The organism is Leyella stercorea, assembly GCF_021531355.1.
In the GTDB taxonomy this organism is placed as follows: domain Bacteria; phylum Bacteroidota; class Bacteroidia; order Bacteroidales; family Bacteroidaceae; genus Prevotella.
The window spans coordinates 1-20,029 of the sequence record NZ_JADYTS010000043.1 but is presented as its reverse complement, the minus strand read 5'-3'; the positions used below and the strand labels follow the sequence as shown (position 1 = coordinate 20,029).

Below are 20,029 nucleotides of genomic sequence, written 5' to 3'. Positions count from 1 at the left end.
ACGCTTTTTCTTTGATATGACTCTTGTGTAAGAGTATGATTTTAGCACACAATCACTTTACAACAACCTTTCGCACGCTTCCGTCGGAGTATCTTACGATGTTGATGCCGCGTTCGGGCTTCAGCAGTCGTCGGCCGTCGATGCTCATGCGCATGGTTTCGCGCGCAGTGTTGGCGCTTGTGCCTGCAATGCCGGTGGGTCGCTGGCGCGGAGTGATGATGATGGGGTTGTCGTCATAGCCCTCAATGAGGTGCAGATTGGTGATGCGTCCCACCTCGGTTGATGTCTCGCCAGTCCATCCACATTGCTGCAGCACGCCGGACTGTATGCGTATGAAGTCGGCATGGTCGAGGTGCTTGGGGTTGCCGTCGCTGTCTACCGCCCAGTCGAGGTCGAAGGTGGTGTACACGTTGTCTGAGTTTGGTGCTGCGTCGGCGTAGCCATATGAGTCGGCTGCATAACGATAGCTCACCCAATATTGCGGATTGTCGGGGTCGGAACCGTCGCCACCGTAGTTGACAGCATTGTCGGGCAGTCGCGCTCCACGGAATGTTATCTGGTCGTTTTCTTCCCATGCGGGCCAGTACGACTGTTTGTGATATACATTCTTTGGTTGCCAGCCCTCTGCCGTCTGCTTGCTGCCGTCGGGATTGGTCCACGATGCTGTCCAACGGATGTAGTTGTCGATGGTGATATATGGCGTTGTGCTTTCGCCAGCTTCTACAGTCGGCTTGTAATAGGTTATCTCGAAACGGTGCATCTCGGTGGTGTAGTATTCCGAACCAGCCAGTTCGTACCACTCAGCCGTCTCGGGTGACGAGCCTACTCCAACGTACACGATGCCCGGTTCAACCGAACCTCCTATTGTGGCATCGCCATACTTGGGGTCGTTTGCAGAATAGAAAGCATTGCCAAGAATGCGTATGTCAGAGCCTTTGCCGTTCTTTATGGGTTGGTCGAGAGCCACGGTGATGTAGCCTCCGGCTGCGCCGAGACACACGAGGTTGCCATCCTCCAACTGCTCTTCGCATGCCTTCAGTCGCTCTTCTGCCGACATTGTGTTGTTGATTTCGGGGAGATTATTGGTAAACTGACCCGGTGCGGGGCAATATTCGAGCACCTTAACTGTCTGTTTGGCTTGCGCCGATGCCGTCACTACAACCATAATGAGTGCGGCAAGAATTATTGTCAATCGTTTCATATTCTGTTTTTACATTGCTAACATATTGCTTTACATTGCTATTATTCTGCTTGGATTGACTCCGCGCAGCAAATATCGTTTGAGTTGCACGCCCTGGCGATCGAACTCATAGACATATCCGTTGGTGGCATACGAACGTGCGTCGGTGGCATACAGATGTCCCGACAGTGGCGATATGTATATGGCGTAGGGCGACTGCATGTTCATTATCGTCTCATTGGCAGCATTGTAGTCAGCCAGTCCTTCTGTGGCTTCGAGCGAGGGCAGGCTTATGGTGTGCGCCGAATAGGTGTATGTGCCGGTGATGTATGAGTAGCTGGAGCCTATCATGTAGAACCGGTTATGGTAGGCGCAGTTATATGTAGCAGGGAAGTCGTACACGCGAAACTCGTCGTTAGCCATATTGAGCACAATGCAACGGGGCGGAATGGTGTACATATCGCCTGCCGAATTGATGCAGATGTACTGTCCCGACTGCGACATTGTGCCGTATAGATTCTTGCATCCGGTGTCGATGCGACGTAGTTCGCGCATGGTAGGCGCGTCAACCACACTTACTGTCTGTTCATAGCCGTGGTCTTTGGTCTGCGTGCTGTAGCCTCCCGTATTGGCTATGTAGAGCCTGCCGTCGTAGTAGGCGATGCCCTCAGGCTCGTAGCCCACATGACAGGTGTCTACTATCTGCTTTGTGCGCAGGTCGATTTTAGCCACATAGCCCTTGTCGGCATACGATGTTACGTAGAGAAAGCCATTGCCGTCGGTAGCCAATCGGCGATTGTTGGGAATGTTTTCGGTAGCGGCTATCGCCGTGCCGTCAGGTCTGATATACTGTATTATGTTCGACCAGTTGACGCTGATGGCTATCAGCGTGTCGTTAATGTGCAGTATGTCGTTGCCGGTGTCGCCCAGATGTCGCCCCGGATTCTGCTGCTGAAACCATCGGTTGGTAAGCACTCCATGGTCGATGAGCGACAACGACGAGTTGTCCATGCCCCACAATCCCTCGCACAGAACAATAAGACGGTCGGAATCGGTGGTAGGCTCATCGGGTGTGGGATAGTCGGCAGGCTGTAATGAGCACGAAGCAAGGAGCAGGAGTGTCATTAATGTACACAGAAAGCCTGCTATGCCACAATCCGTAGAGGTCGGGCGCGACGTGCTTTTGTGGCGTAGTGTATTCAATATAATCATAATAATATTCTGTAGCTGTACGTTGGTGGTCATCTGCCTATAGTCAAAAAAGATGTGTTTTCAAAATTTTTTCGCTGCCAATCTTCTTCTATATCTTCCACTGCAGAGTGAATTTCCAGTTGCGACCGGGCATAGGGTAGCGCTTCACTACTTCGTGGCGCGAGTCGGTCAGGTTGTTGCACTCGATGGTGGCTTGTACATTGTGCTTGCCGAAGCTGAACTGCTTGTTGAGTTTCAGGTCGACGGTGTACCAGTCGCCGAGCATATCCTCACGATTGTTGGATATCAATGCGAAGCGGTCGCCAGTGTATAACCACGACGTACAGAGCGAGTAGCCGTCGTATCCGAGGTCGAGTATGAGCGAAGCGGAGTGCAACGGCGAGTAAGGTATGGTGTTCTTGTACTCCGGATCGGCTGGCGACGAGTAGTCACGGTCGCGCTGACAGGTGTAGTTGGCGTTGGTTGAGAGCGAGAATTTGCCCCACTGGCGGTCGTAACCGGCTGTGGCGCTCAGTCCCAACGACTTAACGAGTCCGAAATTGACCATCGACCAGCGGAACTGGCACTTCATCGGAATAGCCACAATCTTGTCTTCGATGCGGTTGTAGTACATGTCGAGGGCGAGGTGCAGATATTTGTCCTTATAGTCTACGCCCATATCCCATTGCGAGGTGTACTCCGGTCGAAGCTGCACATTGCCCACCAGCGTATAGTAGAGGTCGTTGAGCGTAGGCGCACGGAATATGCGCTTGTGGAAAGCACGCACTGTCCATGGTCCGCCGTGCCATGATGCCAGATACATAGGAGCCAGACGGCTCAATGGCGAGGCAGCCGAACGGGTGTGGTCGGATATGTGTGTGTAGAGAAGAGCTACGTTTGCCTCGAAGCCTCGATAAGAAGCTATTGCCGACAGCAGCGACTTTGAGTCGATGCGATATACGTAATCAAACTTATACACGTCGGCATTGAGGTCGGTCCAGCGCAGGTCGGTGCTTGCAGTAAGCGACAAGTAGCGTGTGTTCCACGCTCCGGCTATGGAGCCGTAGATGTCCTGCTGGGTATAATGGTTGTCGCAGAACATAGTAGAGGCGTTGGTATTGGGGTCTTGCAGATAGTACAGATAGTCAAAGGCGTACTTGATGTTGGTCTTCAGTGCGAAGTGTTCCCAAGCGTGTTTGTACGACGACTGCACGAAAAAGTTCTGGTCCCACTGGCGGTCGGTAGAATCCCACTGGTCGGAAAGTCGTCGGATGACGGGTCCGGGGAGTCCACGCTCAGAGTTGTAATAATATATGTGTGTTGACAATCCGCGATAGAAGCCGGCAGCTTCGACACGATAGAATGTTATGTCGGAGTTGTTGCGACGGCCCACCGTGTCCTCCTGCTCCGAGCGGAAGCGGAAACCGTAGTTGCCTTTGGTGTGCTGATATTCGGCATCGACAAACATCAGGTTCTTCAACGAGAAATAACCCTTCACCTTGTTCAGTCCGAACGAGCCGCATCCATACTCCAGCGAGTATGTAGTCTGAGTAGGACGTCGGGTCTGCATATATACCGTTGCAGCCGAGGCATACTCCGATGCCGACTGCAGGCGTTCGTTGCGGTTGGCGTTGTAGAGCGATACCGACTCCATATTGCTCAACGAGTAGCGTCCGAGGTCAATCTGTCCGTTCTGCGCATTGTTGATGCGTATGCCGTCGAGATACACTCCCACGTGTTGCGAACCTAATGAACGCACGTTGACAGTCTTCAGTCCGCCCAGTCCGCCATAGTCCTTTATCTGCACGCCCGAGAAATACTTCAAGGCATCGGCAACGCTGGTTGTGGACAGATTTTGCAGCATTGCCCCCTGCAATGTCTGCGACGGTGTGAGATAATGAGGGCGCACGCCTACCACAGCCACATCCCGCAGGGTGTGGATGGAGTCGAGTCGCGAGGTCTGAGCCATCGACTGCATGCCCAGCAACAGCATTATAAGTAGTATATTGAATTTGTACATCGGTGCAAAGTTACTCAAAAAAAAGCAAAAAGGCGGCAGTACGCTCTCGCGCTCTGACCGCCTCATGTCTAACCTAATTATCTTGGATTGGATAAAAACTATTATTTCACAATCACCTTCTTCACCGTTCCGTCAGAGTACTTCACGATGTTGATGCCTCGCTGAGGCTGGTTGATGCGCTTGCCGTCGATAGTGAAGCGTGCAATCTCACGAATGTCAGCAGAGGTCTGGGTGCCGGTGATGCCGTTTGTAGAACTCTTGAGCGAGAACACGGGCATCTCTGGAAACCAATAATGCTTCTCCATAGGATAGGCAGCCTTCATTGTGCCGTCTGTAGTGTCATATACGCGAAGCTCCGACTCATCGCCCCATGCCGAACCCTTTGTAATGCTAAGGTAGAGATTGCCGTTGTCTGGATTAACACGGCAGGCTGCGCCATAAACATAAGGTAGAGGAGCCTCTGCAGTAGTAAAGTCGAGCAAGAGAGTTGTAGTGCGATTGTCTACATCAAATTTGTAGATGTGCTGTCCGTTAGAATATTTACCAGTTGCACCATTCCAGAACAGAGCATTCTCAGTTGTAGATGCTGTGAAACAGTCAGGATTCCATGCGCCCCAGTTGTTGGTAGGCTGCTTTACATCCGACGGCAAAGTGATGTTCTCAGTAGTCTCGTTTACCGGGTCAAACTTTACGATGTGGTCGGCACTGCCACCTGCTTTCATACCAGCTGTAAGCCATATAGAACCGTCCTTTGCCTCAACAATAGAGCAATAGGTGCTACCTTCAGCCTCATTGTTGATAGTCTTGAGCAACTTGTCGTTTGCGGCATCGATTATAAACAATCCACATTCCTGATCTACAGCATATACTTTGCCGTCGCGATATATCATATTTCCTGTCTGGTTGTTGGTGTATCCACCAGTACCATCGATTTGTGAGAGTACTGTATAGTTTTCAAGACTGATTACATATACACCATTGGTAGTGCTGAGATAGCCTTTCTTGAGATTAGGCATCGGTAGAAATGCACGTCCATCGGCAGCTCCATAAGCTGTCTTTATACTGTTGATTACAGCTTTTCCTTTCATAGTCTTGGCATCGCAAACCACAAATGTAGGATCGCTGACATCAGGCTTGCTGACATTCATCTTCTTGCTGACAATGTACATATCCTCACCGCAGATAGTAGCGTAGCAACCTGTTGTGCCGAGCTGAATTGTCTCGCCATTCATTGTGATAGGCAGGCGATACTCCCAAGTGCCGTTGCAGTCAAGGAAATTGATTGTAGCACGCTCCTTACCAAATTGACCCTCATTGAGCATGAATACACCGTCGGTGTACTCCTTCTGTTGTGCCGAAGCACTCTGAGTCATAAACAAGCCGGCAAGAAGTGCAGCCGAAAAGATACGTGATAAGTAAAAATGTTTCATAAGCTTTACTTTGTATTATTATGTATTAATGTTTATCCCTATAGGCACAACTGTCAGCGTTCATATCAGAATGATACAAACGTTCTAACCAGTTATTGTAAACCAACAATCAGTTATCTATTGATTTAATATATTGTCATACTCGCCCAATCCACGAGGCGTATGTCGATGACATTCTTTCGGCAATTATATTTTCGGCAGGTCTTCTGACTTGCCGCCCAGACGCGAACGCCTTCCCGAGAATTCAACATTCAACACTTAACATTCAACATTGAAAAAAGCCTCAGTGGCATCGTTGTTCGCGCCCGATATAAGGGCGGCTCACAGCTGCGGGACAGTCGGGGACTCTCACCCCATTCCCTTTTAATCGTCTCACGTTCATAATAACGCGAAGCGAACCGTTGCAGTTGCAAAATTATATAAAAATTATGAAATACAATATTAATTGAGAATAGAATTGCACAAGAATATCAATTAAAAATCATACTTTTGCAGCATTGCAGGATAATATTTTTTTTAACATAAATATTTTTGGTATGAAAAAAATCATGATGACAATGGCCGCTATGTTTGTGGCTGTATGTGCAAGTGCACAAGTTTACATTGGTGGTAGTGCAGCCCTTGGTGGTCAGAAGCATGGCGACGGCGACTCTAAGATGTACTACAAGCTTATGCCTGAGATTGGTTACCAGTTCAACAAGACTTGGGATGCAGGTCTCTCTATCGGCTACGCTGGTGTTGAGGATGGTAACAACGCTTTCGTTATCGCTCCTTATGCTCGCTACACATTCGTAAATACTAAGCTCGTCGACCTCTTCCTTGAGGGCACAATGGGCTATGGTCATATCGGCGGCAACGGTGCCGACGCTGACATTTTTGAGTTTGGACTGAAGCCGGGCTTGAAGCTCAACCTCTCTAACCACGTATCGTTCGTGACAAAGGTTGGTTTCTTCGGCTATCAGAAGAACGACTTCACTGACACACAGAAGTGGGGTATGGACGTTGATGCTACAAACGTAACATTCGGCATTAACTACAAGTTCTAAAACATTATTTTAACACCTATAAAAAATGCGGGTATGGCACAGTCGCCATACCCGCATTTTTTATTTCTTTAAAATTTCGCACAACTTGCGCATTCCTTCGCTTGCACCACACTGCAGGTGGGTGAAGTTCTGTCGCCCTACACCCATCAACGGTTCGGGATCGATGAGATATACTGGCACCGATGGACGCACGTAGTGGATGAGTCCGGCTGCCGGATAGACGTTGAGCGACGTGCCTATGATGACGAATATGTCGGCTTGCTCGGCAGCCTCAGCAGCAACGCTTATCATAGGCACCGATTCGCCGAAGAAGACGATGAACGGTCGCTCCAGTGAGCCGTCGCCAGCGAGAGTGCCAGGACTAACCTCGCAGTTGTCCTCAGTCAGTTCACGCTGATAGCGAGGGTCGTCTGGATTGCGCGATGAGCACACCTTTGTAAGTTCACCGTGCAGGTGGATGACGTTGGTAGAGCCTGCCTTCTCATGCAGATTGTCTACGTTCTGCGTGATGACGGTCACCTTATACTTCTTCTCCAAATCGTGTATGAGGCGGTGTCCTTCGTTGGGCTGTGCCGCATAGAGCTTGTGGCGAAGCATATTATAGAAGTTGGTGACGAGTGTAGGGTCCTTGAGCCAACCCTCGTGCGAGGCTACTTGTTCTACGGGATAGTTCTCCCACAGTCCGTCGTTGCCACGAAATGTCTTGAAACCCGACTCAACCGACATGCCGGCGCCGGTAAGAAATACGATGTGCTTCATAATTTTATTATTGTTTTTGCAACGTCAGCACGGCCTTGCCGCTGCCGTTGGTCAGTTGTACACGACCTTCGCCTGCCGACTTATATGCCTTGACGCTTTCGAGAGCCTTGAGTATCTGCTGCTCATACTCCATATGAGCGCAGAGCATAAGCGTCGTGCCTATCTCCTTGAACGATATGGTCTGCTTGGCAGCATTGACGCGTGCTATGCCGTTGATGGAGTTGCATCCGGCGCATCCGAACACGCTGTTCTTGGCTGTTTCGAATCCCAATGTGGGGTTGAACTCTGTCTTTGTAGTGTCAATGGCGGTGCCGCCGACTTCAACGATGTTCCATTCGCCATTCAGATCGACTGCCTCACCTACTTTCTTCGACGACGAACAGCTGCTAAAGGCAATGGCGGCAACGATTGCCAGAATATTATATTTCAGCTTCATAAATAATAATTCTAAATTGAGAAATTCACAGATGGTGAGTCAAAATAGAAGTTAAAGGAAGTTTGGGCTTCGCCCGAAGTTAACAGAAGTTAGCGGACAAAACTCTACTTGAGTTTCCATGTGGCACCGTCCTTGGTGTCCTTCACCTCAAAGCCAAGCTCAGCCAGCTCGTCGCGGATGCGGTCGCTGGTCGCCCAGTCCTTCGATGCCTTGGCCTTAGAGCGCAGGTCGAGCACCATGTCTACAACCTTGCCAAAAGCCTCTTCACGATGTGACGATGAGCCGGCATTGTCGGGACGCAGTCCGAGCAGGTCAAATGCGAACAGACGCATTGTGTCGGCAAGCTCCTTGAGGTCAGCCTCAGAGATAGTAGCCTTGTGGTCGACGAGCTTGTTCACTACCGAGCAAGCCTCGAACAGATGGGCTATGACGAGCGGAGTGGCGAAGTCGTCGTTCATAGCGTCGTAGCACTTCTCGCGAAGTTGGCTTACGAGCTTGTGAGTGGCCTCGTCGCTCTCGGCTGATGCAGCTATGCGGTCGAGGTCAGCGATGCCGTTCATGAGCTTCTCAAGTCCCTTCTGCGATGCCTGCAGAGCCTCGTTAGAGAAATCTACGGTTCCGCGGTAGTGAGCAGAGAGTATGAAGAAGCGTATGGTCATAGGCGAATAGGGCTGCTCCAGGTTCTTGTTGTTGCCAGTGAAGAACTCTTCAAGGGTGATGAAGTTGCCGAGCGACTTGCCCATCTTCTGACCGTTGATGGTAATCATGTTGTTGTGCATCCAGTAGTGTACCATCTGGTCGCCCTGCGAAGCCACAGCCTGGGCTATCTCGCATTCGTGGTGAGGGAATACGAGGTCCATTCCGCCTCCGTGAATGTCGAAGTGTGAGCCGAGATACTTGCGTCCCATGGCTGTACACTCGCAATGCCAGCCGGGGAATCCGTCGCTCCATGGACTCGGCCAGCGCATGATATGCTCGGGCGAAGCCTTCTTCCAGAGGGCGAAGTCGGCCTGATTGCGCTTCTCACCCACTCCGTCGAGTGCGCGCGATGCGTCCTTCACATCGTCGAGATTGCGGCCAGAGAGAATGCCGTAGTGGTATTTCTCGTTATACTTCTTTACGTCGAAGTAGATAGAACCGTTGCTCTCGTAGGCAAAACCGTTGTCGAGAATCTGCTGTACGAGCTGTTCCTGCTCGATGATGTGGCCCGTAGCGTGCGGCTCGATGCTCGGCGGCAACACGTTGAGCGCCTCCATGGCAGCGTGATAGCGGTTGGTGTAGTACTGTGCTATCTCCATCGGCTCGAGCTGCTCCAAGCGTGCCTTCTTCTCAATCTTGTCGTCGCCCTCGTCAGCGTCGTGCTCCAAGTGGCCCACATCGGTGATGTTGCGCACATAGCGCACCTTATAGCCTAAGTGCTTGAGGTAGCGGAAGAGTATGTCGAAGGTGATGGCGGGACGAGCGTGTCCCAGATGCGGGTCGCCATAGACGGTAGGTCCGCACACATACATGCCGACATTGGGGGCGTGCAGCGGCTTGAACACTTCCTTTCTACGCGACAGCGTATTGTAAATCCAGAGTACTTGTTCCATAATCGTTTATGTTTTCTTATATAGGTTACTAACGAAAAGCCCTGCACCACAGCCCGATGTGGACGGCAATGCAGGGTTTTTATATTTCTAATGCGATATGATTAGATATCGTTGTTGTGGTCGAGTGAGTCGTTGAAATCCTTCGGCTCGCGGTGTTCGCGACGACCGTCACGACGCTCACCACCCTCACGACGCGGACGACGCTCACGCTCTACGTAACCCTCGGGTTTCGGGAGCAAGATGCGGTGAGAGAGCTTGTACTTGCCAGTCTTCGGGTCAATCTCCATGAGCTTCACCTTGATCTTGTCGCCTTCCTTGATGCCAGCTTCCTCGACTGTCTCCAGACGCTTCCAGTCAATCTCTGAGATGTGGAGGAGTCCGTCCTTGCCCGGCATGATCTCTACGAAGCAGCCGTAAGGCATGATAGAACGTACTGTACCCTCGTAAACCTCGCCGACCTCAGGAATAGCTACGATGCTCTTGATCTTGCCGAGAGCAGCGTCGATAGCGTCCTTGTTAGGAGCAGAAATCTGTACCTTGCCTACACCGTCAACCTCGTCGATTGTGATTGTAGCGCCGGTATCCTCCTGCATCTGCTGGATAATCTTGCCACCAGGGCCGATAACGGCACCGATGAACTCCTTAGGAATCTCGATCTGGATGATGCGTGGAACCTGTGGCTTCATCTCGGCACGTGGCTCAGAGATAGTCTCCATCATGCATTTGAGGATGTGCTCACGGCCAGCCTTAGCCTGCATAAGAGCCTTCTCAAGAATCTCGAAGCTCAAACCGTCGCACTTGATATCCATCTGTGTTGCGGTCAAGCCCTTGGGTGTACCGGTGGTCTTGAAGTCCATGTCGCCAAGGTGGTCCTCGTCGCCAAGGATATCGCTAAGCACTGCGTACTTCTCCTCGCCCGGGTTCTTGATAAGACCCATAGCGATACCTGATACAGGAGCCTTCATAGGAACACCAGCGTCCATGAGGGCGAGTGTGCCGGCACATACAGTAGCCATTGAAGAAGAACCGTTTGACTCGAGAATCTGGCTTACCAGACGAACTGTGTAAGGGAAGTCTTCAGGAATCTGGCCCTTCAGTCCGCGCCATGCCAAGTGGCCGTGACCAATCTCACGACGGCCTACACCGCGCTGAGCCTTAGCCTCGCCAGTACAGAACGGCGGGAAGTTATAGTGAAGGAGGAAGCGCTGGTAGCCCTTCTCCAATACGTCGTCAACGAGTTTCTCGTCCATCTTTGTACCGAGTGTACATGTAGAGAGGCTCTGTGTCTCGCCACGTGTGAAGATTGCGCTTCCGTGAGGCATAGGCAGCGGAGAGACCTCGCACCAGATAGGACGGATGTCAGTAGTCTTACGACCGTCGAGACGCTTGCCCTCATCGAGGATGCAACGGCGCATTGAGTCGCGCATAACGTCGGCATAGTAGCGCACCATTTCAGCGTGCTTCTCGTCGAGCTCCTCGGGTGTCAGCTCTGTGTGAGCGGCATCGTAAGCCTCCTGGAAGTCAGCAAGAATCTTGTCGAAAGCCTCCTCGCGCGACTTCTTGTCGTGGTCGCCAGCCTCAGCGATAGCATAGCACTTGTCGTAGGTCTCCTTGCGGATCTGCTCGCGCAGCTCCTCGTCGTTAACCTCGTGGCAATACTCGCGCTTAACGTCGGTGCCAAGCTCCTTAGAAAGCTCAGTCTGGAGTTCGCACATGGGCTTGATGGCAGCCATAGCGGCTTTCAAAGCACCAATCATGTCCTGCTCCGAAACTTCCTTCATCTCACCCTCCACCATCATGATGTTCTCGGCAGAAGCGCCTACCATGATGTCCATGTCGGCATCCTTCATCTGCTCGAAAGTTGGGTTGATGACATATTCACCGTTGATGCGAGCTACGCGCACCTCAGAGATTGGGCATTCGAAGGGAATATCTGAACAAGCCATAGCGGCTGAAGCTGCGAATCCTGCGAGGGCATCAGGCTGGTCAACACCGTCGGCGCTGAGAAGCATGATCTGCACATATACCTCGGCGTGGTAGTTAGACGGGAAGAGCGGACGCAGCACACGGTCTACAAGACGAGATGTAAGAATCTCGTTGTCGCCCGACTTGCCCTCACGCTTTGTGAAGCCACCCGGGAAACGGCCTGCTGCTGAATACTGCTCTTTGTAGTCTACCTGCAAAGGCATGAAATCTGTTCCGGGAACTGCATCTTTTGCGGCACAAACAGTGGCGAGAAGTACGGTGTTGCCCATACGCAGTACAACACTTCCGTCGGTCTGCTTTGCCACTTTCCCGGTCTCAATGCTGATGGTTCTGCCATCAGGCAATGATACTGTCTTTGTAATTACGTTCATCTAAAAATTAAAATAACATCAAAAAAATATAATATGGTAGCAAAGTTAGTTATTTTCAATGGGATAAACGAACAATGCCAAAATATTTTTGTTTTTTTGTATAATTTTCTACGTACCTTTGCAACCGCAAAAATTTAGATTTATACTTCTTCTATTATGATACGCTCGCTTATTATCGTGGCATTGGGCGGCGGCATGGGTTCGGCCCTGCGCTTCCTGGCTTCCAAATTCGTTCAGGACAACATGGCGGGAATATTCCCCTACCCCACTCTGGCGGTCAATGTTATCGGCTGTCTGCTCATCGGCATTTTCTACGGATTGTCGTCGCGCGGCAATCTGGGTGGCGACTCTGCCAAACTCCTTCTCACCACCGGCCTCTGCGGTGGCTTCACCACATTCTCCACCTTCTGCAACGAGAACCTCTCGCTGATGCGCGGCGGCCACGCCTTCACCACATTACTATATACCGGCGGCAGCATCATGCTGGGATTCATTGCCGTGGCTGTAGGGTATTGGATTGCGGAGCGAGTGTGATTTGCTTTTGTTCTTGATTGTTTTATTATAGTGACGTTCGCATAAGAAAGTCTCTAAGATGGAGATGTCGTATACCATCTACATTAGTGTCGCCATACATTCGGTCCATTGACACCACATATTTAGGATGACTGTCTTTTATCATTCGCAGATTGCCAAACTCACGCTCCACAGTTTCTTCTGAAGCAAGCATATAGCTCACCTGGATGTATACTGTGCTGCCTTGTTTCTCTGCCACAAAGTCAATCTCAGCCTTATGGAGAATACCTATATAGACAGTATAACCAAGTCGCAGCAAATGACGGTAGACGGCATTCTCCATAACCTTCTCAATATCAAAGCGACGGTTTCCACCTACTAAATGGTTGCGCAATCCTAAGTCCTCAAAATAAAAGCTGTCGCCAAGTTCGAGGATTTTCTTGCCGTGAATATTATAACGTCCTATACGGTAGATAATATAGGCGTTGCAAAGATACTCAAGATAGTTGAGCACCATATTGGTGGACGTTTCCGTATTTTGTGATTTCAAAAACCCGACAATACTACGAGCAGAGAACTGCTTACCGATGTTGTCGGCAATAAACCTTACCAATGTACGCAGAAGAGGCACGTTGCGTATGTTTTCGCGCTCAATGATGTCGCGAAGCACTATAGTATTGATAACATTCTCCAAATAATCGTCTACTAAGTCGGTGTTTTCAAGTCCGAGTTGGCGAAGCTGTGGCAGACCACCATACTGCAAAAACAGGCTAAGAGATTCATCACTGTCTTGCAGGTTATGGAATTCGATAAACTCGTCATAATCGAGTCCATGTATGTGATATCCCATATATCGTCCGCGTAGACGAGTGGAAAGTTCGCTCGACAACATCTTGGCATTACTTCCTGTCACCATAATCTGACACGACTCATCTGACTGCAAACTAAGAATGGCTTTCTCAAAATCCTTAATTTCCTGGACTTCATCAATAAAAAGGTAGTTGTTTTTGGACGAATCGAGTCGCTCTGCAACATACGCTTCAAGGTCCTTATAGTTGGTGATACCAGCAAAAGCTGTCTTCTCCATATCTATATAAATGACATTGTTATGGCTGTCTTGTGAGTATTTCTCATATATTCGCCGCATTACACAACTCTTGCCCACACGCCTTTGACCGGTAAGGGCTACAACCATACCTTTACCAAACATACGCTCTATTCTCTCGGAATAGCCCTGACGTTCTATCAAAATCTGTTTCATATACTCAACACTTTTTGCAAAAATAGCAAAAGTGTTTTGTATACTCAACACTTTTGATAAAAATAACTAATCTGTTGCGTATATTTAACAAACCATCATCTATGTATTACCCCCTACTCTTTCATCCGCTTGATTTTTTCGGCCACGTAGTCGAGGAATTGCTGACAGCCGAGGATTTGGATGTCGTCGTAGAGTCCGAGCACGAAGCGGCCTATGCCGAGAAACGAGGCTACGTCGGCTTGGAATGTCCAGCTGCCGTCGGCATCTGGTGTCATGAATTCGGCTGATTGGGGATATTCCTCAAGCATCAGATTGTGCGACAGCTGACCCATGCACAGCACTATAGGATAGCGCTGCTCGCCCGAGAACATGAACATGTCGGTGTAGACCTCCTTGTGCTTCGACTCAAACGCCCACGGCACGTCGATTATCTCCACCCACTCTATGCGCGACAGCTTGAACGTCTTGTTCTGATGCGAGCGCACCTCATGGCAGCGCACGTCGCTACCGTCGTTCATTATCATGTAGGGTTCTACAATACGGTCGGACACGCTGTGGCTGTGTGGCGACGAATAGTTATGCAGCGTCACCATGCGCCGTCCGGCTATGGCTTCCTTCAGGCGCGACAAGCACAGGTCGACACGCTGTTGCTGCTCAGGATTGGCAACATCGGCTATGTTGAACGTTCGTGCAAGCTTCTGACGCACTCGCTGTGCTATATAGTCAGACGGTTCGCTGTCAGCCATACGGCGGCATACATACTCAGCCTCGTCATCGGTGAGCGACATGCTCTCGTGCAGACGACGGAAGAATGGTGACGAGCGGTCGATATGATAGCGTGTACCTGACTTTACAAGCAGAAAACCACAGTCGCGAAGATACTCGAAATAGTTGTACAGATGGCGTCGGGTGATGCCCAGACGGTCGGCTATCTGCTGGGCGGTGTAGCTGCCGTTGTCAGATAGAAGGAGGAGGAGGTCGAGTTCGCGACCGTATTTTTGCATTCGCATAATTATTACTATTTAAAGCCCTACCCCCGGCCCCTCCCCAGTATGGAGGGGAGTAATATGTAAAGGCTGCTTACCAATTAATTCTAAAAGAATAGAAAGCTATACCCCAAAATCCCATCCACAGAAGGGATGGAAACTAAATGTATTGGCATAACGCCTTAAATATCTGTTATTTTAACTTAAGCATGTAATATTATGACTTAAGCAGCGGTTACATACCGCTCCCCTCCCTACGGGGGAGGGGCCGGGGGTGGGGCTTTTTTTTACTTCTTCTTCTCCACTTTCTTCTCCACCTTCACCACTTCAACAGTGAAGATGAGTGTTGAGTAAGGCTTTATTTCGCCTGCGCTGCGTGCGCCATAGCCCAGTTCCTGCGGGATGTAGAGTTCCCACTTGCTGCCTTCGGGCATCATGCACAGGGCCTCGGTCCAACCCTTGATGACCTGATTGGGTCGGAAGGTTGTGGTGTCGGGGGTGCGCTTGTAGCTGCTGTCGAACACGTTGCCGTCGATGGTGCGACCCTCGTACTTCACTGTCACCTCGTCGTCCTTAGAGGCCACAGTGCCCTTACCGGCAGTAATGACCTTGTACTGCAATCCCGATTCGGTAGTCTTCACACCCTCCTTAGTGGCGTTCTGCTTGATCCATGCCTCGTTGTCGAGCTTATACTGCTGCTCGGCACGCTGCTTGGCAGACTGCATGGTGTTCTGGAAGTAGCGGTCGGCAAAGTCCTGCTTCATCAGGGTGGTGTCGCCGGCTACAGCCGAGAGGAAACCGCTGTTGAACTTGAGGCTGTCGAGAGTGAACTCGGTGCCCTTCACGTCGCTGCTTACGTTGGGATAGATGCGTGTGGTGAGCATCTGGGCAATCTGCATGGCAGCGCAACGTGCCTCAAACTGCTTGTCGTGCTGTGCGCCTACAGCCTCACGCAAAGTTTCGATGAATGTCTGCACGTTGGTAGAGTCGACGCCATACTGCTGCTTCACGTAGTCCATGAGTCCGCGTGTGGTGAACATACCGGCTGCATAGCTCAGCGAGTCGCTGGCACTCAGCAGGCGCGGATAGGCAGGCTGGATTACAGCTGCCGGTATAGCCTTCTTCTTTTTCTTGTCCTTCTTGACGCCCGGAGTGGCGGCAAACGCTGTAGTAGCAAATACGGCAAGTGCGATGATAAGTAACTTCTTCATTGATTTATATATTTAAAATAGGGCGGCCTTGTGGGTCGCCCTTGTTTGGTTTTATTATTTCTGTGTGTGCTGGAATTACTTGCCTCCCACCTTGATGAGCTCAATCTTGAACACCAGTGGAGAGTAAGGCTTGATCTGACCCTGCTCACGCTCGCCGTAAGCCAACTCCTGCGGAATGTAAACTTCCCATACAGAGCCTGCAGGCATGTGTACGAGAGCCTCTGTCCAACCCTTGATTACCTGGTTGGCACGGAGGTCTACAGCCTGACCACGCTTGTAGCTGCTGTCGAATACAGTGCCGTCGATGAGGCGACCCTCGTAGTTTACGGTTACGAGTGATGTATCCTTAGGCATAGCACCGTTGCCTTCCTTGATTACCTTGTACTGAACACCTGAAGGCAGAGTCTTCACGCCAGCCTTCTTGGCATTGGCTGCCATCCACTCCTCGCCCTTCTTCTTGAGCGGGCCATACTGCTCCTCCATGTTCTTTGACTTGATGGCCATCATCTTCATCTGAGCTACCTGTCCTGCCTGCTCAACGGTCATAAGGCCCTTCTTGCCCTTAACGCCCTGAATGAAGCCAGCCATGAAGTTCTTCAGTGAGATAGTCTTGGTAGAGTCCTCACCGTAGAGCTCGTGGTTGATGCCCTTAACCATACGGTTGCTGATCTGCTGACCAATCTGGATACCCATGTAGTAGGCAGCCTTCTTCTTGTCGTCGCCAGCGTTGGCACCTTCTCTAAGACCCTTGATGAAAGCGTCCATGTATGTTGTGTCAACATCCATCTGTACGAGATACTGCTTCAGTCCCTGTGTCTGTGCCATACCGATGGCATACGACAGTGTGTCTACGTCGTTCTTAAGATTTGGGGTGCCTGAACCCGAGTTGCCGCAAGAAGCTACGAAGCTTGAAGCAGCGATAGCCAATACGGCTACGATTGAAAATTTCTTCATTGTTTTATTTGTTTTTTTGTTCTTTCTGTATTCCGTGCTGACGCATTACATCACCTTTATGAGCTCTACGTCGAATACGAGAGCTGCGAACGGCGGGATAGCCGCACCTGCGCCACGCTCGCCGTATGCAAGCTGGTAAGGGATGAAGAAGCGATACTTGGCACCCTCAGACATGAGCTGTACGCCCTCTGTCCAACCAGCGATAACGCCGTTGAGGGGGAATGTAGCCGACTCGCCACGCTTGTAGCTGCTGTCGAATACTGTACCGTCGATGAGTCGGCCCTCGTAGTGGCACTCTACTGTGTCGTCGGCTGTCGGCTTCTTGCCGCTGCCCTCGTTGAGCACCTGATACATCAATCCTGAAGGCAGAGCCACTACGCCCTCTTCCATAGCCTTTTCGGCGAGCCATGCCTCACCCTTCTCCTTGTTCTCCTTATACTTCTCAGCGGCGGCAGCGCGCTGCTTTGCCTCCTGCTGCTGGAAAAATTCTGTAACGATTGTCTGCGCTTCCTGGTCGTCAATCTGCGGCTGCTGACCTGCTATGATGTCCTTGATAGCCTGAGCGAAGTCGTCGATGTTGAGGCTTTCGGCACCCATCTGCGAAAGCTGTCGGCCAATGCCAAGGCCAAGAGCGTAACTAAGTTTGTCCATAAATTGTCTTTACGTGTTTTATTTTTTAATACATTTATTGTGTGCAAAAGTACGACTTTTCTATGATATAATGTATAGATTGTCGAAAAATTGCATTTTATTAATAGAAAAGTTGACGAGTTGACAAGGGACGAGTTGTCAACTCGTCTACTCACTTACGACAACTCAAGCATGCGCTCGATCGGCTTCACGGCGTCGCGTGCGATGTCGGGGTCGACTGTCACTTCGGGCCATTCGTGGCGCAGAGTGTTGTATATCTTCTTGAGAGTGTTCTTCTTCATATACTCACACTCGTTGCATGAGCACCCTACTCCACCCTCCGACACTTCTGGCGGCACTGGATAGAAGCGCACGTCGGGACAGTTGCGCTCCAGCTCGTGCAATATGCCTGCCTCGGTGGCGATAATGTATTCCTTGATTTCGGGATGAGCAATGGCATAGTTGAGCATGGTGGCTGTAGAGCCCTTAATGTCAGCAACAGCCAGAACAGGAGCCTTGCACTCCAGGTGTGCCATCACCACGGCATCGGGATGCTCTGCCTTCAATTTCACGATGGCCTCTACCGAGAACTTCTCGTGTACATGGCAACCGCCGTTCCACAACAACATAGAGCGGCCCGACACACTGTTGATGTAGTTGCCCAGGTTGTAGTCGGGACCGAAGATAATCTTCTCGTCCTTCGGGAACGATGCCATCACCTTCTCGGCATTGCCCGATGTCACCACAACATCCGTGAGAGCCTTGACAGCCGCAGTGGTGTTGACATAGCTCACCACCTTATAGCCCGGATGCTCCTCCTTATACTTCTTCAAATCCTCGGCACGACATGAGTCGGCAAGCGAGCATCCGGCAGTGAGGTCAGGGCACAGCACCTTCTTGTCGGGCGAGAGCAACTTGCATGTCTCAGCCATGAAGTGAACGCCACACATCACAATCATCTTGGCGTCGGTCTGCGCAGCCTTGCGTGCAAGAGCCAGCGAGTCGCCCACAAAGTCGGCCACTTCCTGTATATCGCCTACAGTGTAGTAATGAGCCAGCAGCACAGCGTCTTTCTCGCGACACAGGCGGCGTATCTCTTTCTTCAAGTCAACAGACGCGTCGACGGGTTCGTCGATGTATCCCTTTTCTATCCACTCTTTGTTCATTGTCGTATTGTTTTATGTTATTGTTTCTATTTCCTGTAAGCCTGTCCCCCACCCCATTTGTCAACACCATTTATATATTTTCTCTTTTTATTTTTTTTGAAAAGAAAAAATATTATGAGTATTATGTGTTGTTAACTTGTTGGTAAGTTTTAGCCTTTTTCTTTGGTTATTTCGTTATCAACGTTTGATACAGGATTACCAACAGGTGTTATTAATAACTTCTTGCTGATAATGAGCGTTGTATGTGTATTGTCCACAGAATGTGGTTAACACTTGCAAAGTTAATAAGTTTATATCTTTTTTCGGTAAATATGCGTGGAAAACTTTGTAATATAGACTTAATAACTCTGGTATTTATCCACACTCCACATATTGCGCCTGTTAGCCTGTTGATAACTCCCGACTTATCCACAATTTTATCCACACGTTATACACAGGGTTTTAGGGGTTATCAACAGGTACAGGGCTGTCCTGTGTGTATAACCTGTGTTAGGTGGGGTTATACAGTGTTGGTGCCTGTGTAGCTTATGTGGAGGCTGGAGTCCTCCTTCACTTAATGTGCACAGGATGGTTATACACGAATACTGTTGATTGTACCTGTTTGTGTTTCACTTGATTACAGGGTTATCCACAGTTTTTAACATGGTGTTGATAAACACTATGCCTGTAATGTGTGGATAACCAGTTTATACACGGGGTTATGCACAGGTATTGTTGAAAACTATTTGTTGTGTATCAGTCTATTACATTAGTTATCCACAATTATATTGCAATTGTGGATAAATGGATATTACGAAGGGTTTTCCTGACTTCAATGATTAACTTGCAAACTATCATCATCCCACCCCCTCAACCTCACAACTGGAGCAAAGCTCCAATACAATATTTGCATTTTTTCGGCTGAATACTGCCAGTTGAACGCACCAGAAAATTCTTAGTGCGAAATTCTCGAGTTTTGAGTGGTTTTAGTTAGTTGGTTTATAATCAGTGGGTTATGGCGTTGGTAGGGTAGTGGTGGCTTTGGCGAGCTGTTCAAATGGAGGGTTTTTCATTGCAAAACGACGTTTTTTGATGTTCAAATGTAGCTCTTTTGCATTGTAAAAGGACTACAGTGAGAGTGTAAAAGGGCTACAGTTGGATGGTAAATGTAGTCCTTTTGCAATGAGGAGCAATTGTTGCTGCTTCAAAACAATATGAAAACAGCTATCCACAACTCTATTTTGAGATTTTTGTTTGTAACACTTTTTTACTGCCTGTACAATATTTGTATGGAAGAATTAGGCCCCACCCCCTTGCC

General features: G+C 49.9%; 16 protein-coding genes and 1 riboswitch. Of the genes, 2 read left to right on the top strand and 14 right to left on the bottom strand.

Going from position 1 to position 20,029, the window contains the following annotated elements:
- Positions 1-52 precede the first annotated feature (52 nt).
- The 4 genes from I6E38_RS09930 to I6E38_RS09915 all read right to left on the bottom strand — a co-directional run bounded on the left by I6E38_RS09930 (position 53) and on the right by I6E38_RS09915 (position 5,821).
- Positions 53-1,201: a PKD domain-containing protein gene (locus I6E38_RS09930; protein ID WP_235393844.1), complete on the bottom strand. Its 1,149-nt coding sequence runs from the start codon at positions 1,199-1,201 to the stop codon at positions 53-55.
- Between the two features lie 30 nt (positions 1,202-1,231).
- Positions 1,232-2,392: a YncE family protein gene (locus tag I6E38_RS09925; protein ID WP_235393843.1), complete on the bottom strand. Its 1,161-nt coding sequence runs from the start codon at positions 2,390-2,392 to the stop codon at positions 1,232-1,234.
- 88 nt (positions 2,393-2,480) lie between these two features.
- Positions 2,481-4,391, bottom strand: coding sequence for a TonB-dependent receptor (locus I6E38_RS09920; RefSeq protein ID WP_235393842.1), 1,911 nt, complete (start codon positions 4,389-4,391; stop codon positions 2,481-2,483).
- A 101-nt stretch (positions 4,392-4,492) separates the two neighbouring features.
- Positions 4,493-5,821: a DUF5074 domain-containing protein gene (locus I6E38_RS09915; RefSeq protein ID WP_235393841.1), complete on the bottom strand. Its 1,329-nt coding sequence runs from the start codon at positions 5,819-5,821 to the stop codon at positions 4,493-4,495.
- Positions 5,822-6,000: 179 nt separating this feature from the next.
- Positions 6,001-6,239, bottom strand: a riboswitch (cobalamin riboswitch).
- 118 nt (positions 6,240-6,357) lie between these two features.
- Here I6E38_RS09915 and I6E38_RS09910 point away from each other — a divergent pair.
- Positions 6,358-6,867, top strand: coding sequence for an outer membrane beta-barrel protein (locus I6E38_RS09910; protein WP_235393840.1), 510 nt, complete (start codon positions 6,358-6,360; stop codon positions 6,865-6,867).
- Between the two features lie 60 nt (positions 6,868-6,927).
- On the opposite strand, the gene I6E38_RS09905 is transcribed toward I6E38_RS09910, so the two are convergent.
- The 4 genes from I6E38_RS09905 to pnp all read right to left on the bottom strand — a co-directional run bounded on the left by I6E38_RS09905 (position 6,928) and on the right by pnp (position 12,011).
- Positions 6,928-7,626, bottom strand: a complete 699-nt coding sequence (locus tag I6E38_RS09905; protein WP_235393839.1) for an SIR2 family NAD-dependent protein deacylase — start codon at positions 7,624-7,626, stop codon at positions 6,928-6,930.
- A gap of 7 nt (positions 7,627-7,633) precedes the next feature.
- A complete protein-coding gene (locus I6E38_RS09900) occupies positions 7,634-8,062 on the bottom strand; it encodes an META domain-containing protein (protein ID WP_235393838.1) in 429 nt (142 codons plus the stop codon).
- A 104-nt stretch (positions 8,063-8,166) separates the two neighbouring features.
- Positions 8,167-9,654, bottom strand: coding sequence for a cysteine--tRNA ligase (gene cysS, locus I6E38_RS09895; protein WP_235393837.1), 1,488 nt, complete (start codon positions 9,652-9,654; stop codon positions 8,167-8,169).
- A 101-nt stretch (positions 9,655-9,755) separates the two neighbouring features.
- Positions 9,756-12,011, bottom strand: coding sequence for a polyribonucleotide nucleotidyltransferase (pnp, locus tag I6E38_RS09890; protein WP_235393836.1), 2,256 nt, complete (start codon positions 12,009-12,011; stop codon positions 9,756-9,758).
- A gap of 156 nt (positions 12,012-12,167) precedes the next feature.
- Here pnp and crcB point away from each other — a divergent pair, with 156 nt between their 5' ends.
- Positions 12,168-12,545, top strand: coding sequence for a fluoride efflux transporter CrcB (crcB, locus tag I6E38_RS09885; protein WP_235393835.1), 378 nt, complete (start codon positions 12,168-12,170; stop codon positions 12,543-12,545).
- 25 nt (positions 12,546-12,570) lie between these two features.
- On the opposite strand, the gene I6E38_RS09880 is transcribed toward crcB, so the two are convergent.
- From I6E38_RS09880 to nadA, 6 genes are all read right to left on the bottom strand, one after another.
- Complete coding sequence (locus tag I6E38_RS09880; RefSeq protein ID WP_235393834.1) at positions 12,571-13,785, bottom strand: ATP-binding protein; 1,215 nt, start codon at positions 13,783-13,785, stop codon at positions 12,571-12,573.
- A 113-nt stretch (positions 13,786-13,898) separates the two neighbouring features.
- A complete protein-coding gene (locus tag I6E38_RS09875) occupies positions 13,899-14,795 on the bottom strand; it encodes a helix-turn-helix transcriptional regulator (protein ID WP_235393833.1) in 897 nt (298 codons plus the stop codon).
- 263 nt (positions 14,796-15,058) lie between these two features.
- On the bottom strand, positions 15,059-15,982 hold the full coding sequence (locus I6E38_RS09870; RefSeq protein WP_235393832.1) for a BamJ family beta-barrel-assembly machinery protein: 924 nt from the start codon (positions 15,980-15,982) through the stop codon (positions 15,059-15,061).
- 75 nt (positions 15,983-16,057) lie between these two features.
- A complete protein-coding gene (locus tag I6E38_RS09865; protein WP_235393831.1) occupies positions 16,058-16,936 on the bottom strand; it encodes a BamJ family beta-barrel-assembly machinery protein in 879 nt (292 codons plus the stop codon).
- A gap of 45 nt (positions 16,937-16,981) precedes the next feature.
- Positions 16,982-17,587, bottom strand: a complete 606-nt coding sequence (locus tag I6E38_RS09860; RefSeq protein ID WP_235393830.1) for a BamJ family beta-barrel-assembly machinery protein — start codon at positions 17,585-17,587, stop codon at positions 16,982-16,984.
- A 155-nt stretch (positions 17,588-17,742) separates the two neighbouring features.
- Entirely contained in the window at positions 17,743-18,732 is a 990-nt protein-coding gene (nadA, locus tag I6E38_RS09855; RefSeq protein WP_235393829.1) for a quinolinate synthase NadA, read from the bottom strand.
- Positions 18,733-20,029: the final 1,297 nt, after the last annotated feature.

Excerpts from the sequence above, each read along its gene's own strand:
- I6E38_RS09930 (WP_235393844.1), bottom strand. The coding sequence starts at position 1,201 with ATGAAACGATTGACAATAATTCTTGCCGCACTCATTATGGTTGTAGTG.
- I6E38_RS09925 (WP_235393843.1), bottom strand. The coding sequence starts at position 2,392 with ATGATTATATTGAATACACTACGCCACAAAAGCACGTCGCGCCCGACC.
- I6E38_RS09920 (WP_235393842.1), bottom strand. The coding sequence starts at position 4,391 with ATGTACAAATTCAATATACTACTTATAATGCTGTTGCTGGGCATGCAG.
- I6E38_RS09915 (WP_235393841.1), bottom strand. The coding sequence starts at position 5,821 with ATGAAACATTTTTACTTATCACGTATCTTTTCGGCTGCACTTCTTGCC.
- I6E38_RS09910 (WP_235393840.1), top strand. The coding sequence starts at position 6,358 with ATGAAAAAAATCATGATGACAATGGCCGCTATGTTTGTGGCTGTATGT.
- I6E38_RS09905 (WP_235393839.1), bottom strand. The coding sequence starts at position 7,626 with ATGAAGCACATCGTATTTCTTACCGGCGCCGGCATGTCGGTTGAGTCG.
- I6E38_RS09900 (WP_235393838.1), bottom strand. The coding sequence starts at position 8,062 with ATGAAGCTGAAATATAATATTCTGGCAATCGTTGCCGCCATTGCCTTT.
- cysS (WP_235393837.1), bottom strand. The coding sequence starts at position 9,654 with ATGGAACAAGTACTCTGGATTTACAATACGCTGTCGCGTAGAAAGGAA.
- pnp (WP_235393836.1), bottom strand. The coding sequence starts at position 12,011 with ATGAACGTAATTACAAAGACAGTATCATTGCCTGATGGCAGAACCATC.
- crcB (WP_235393835.1), top strand. The coding sequence starts at position 12,168 with ATGATACGCTCGCTTATTATCGTGGCATTGGGCGGCGGCATGGGTTCG.
- I6E38_RS09880 (WP_235393834.1), bottom strand. The coding sequence starts at position 13,785 with ATGAAACAGATTTTGATAGAACGTCAGGGCTATTCCGAGAGAATAGAG.
- I6E38_RS09875 (WP_235393833.1), bottom strand. The coding sequence starts at position 14,795 with ATGCGAATGCAAAAATACGGTCGCGAACTCGACCTCCTCCTCCTTCTA.
- I6E38_RS09870 (WP_235393832.1), bottom strand. The coding sequence starts at position 15,982 with ATGAAGAAGTTACTTATCATCGCACTTGCCGTATTTGCTACTACAGCG.
- I6E38_RS09865 (WP_235393831.1), bottom strand. The coding sequence starts at position 16,936 with ATGAAGAAATTTTCAATCGTAGCCGTATTGGCTATCGCTGCTTCAAGC.
- I6E38_RS09860 (WP_235393830.1), bottom strand. The coding sequence starts at position 17,587 with ATGGACAAACTTAGTTACGCTCTTGGCCTTGGCATTGGCCGACAGCTT.
- nadA (WP_235393829.1), bottom strand. The coding sequence starts at position 18,732 with ATGAACAAAGAGTGGATAGAAAAGGGATACATCGACGAACCCGTCGAC.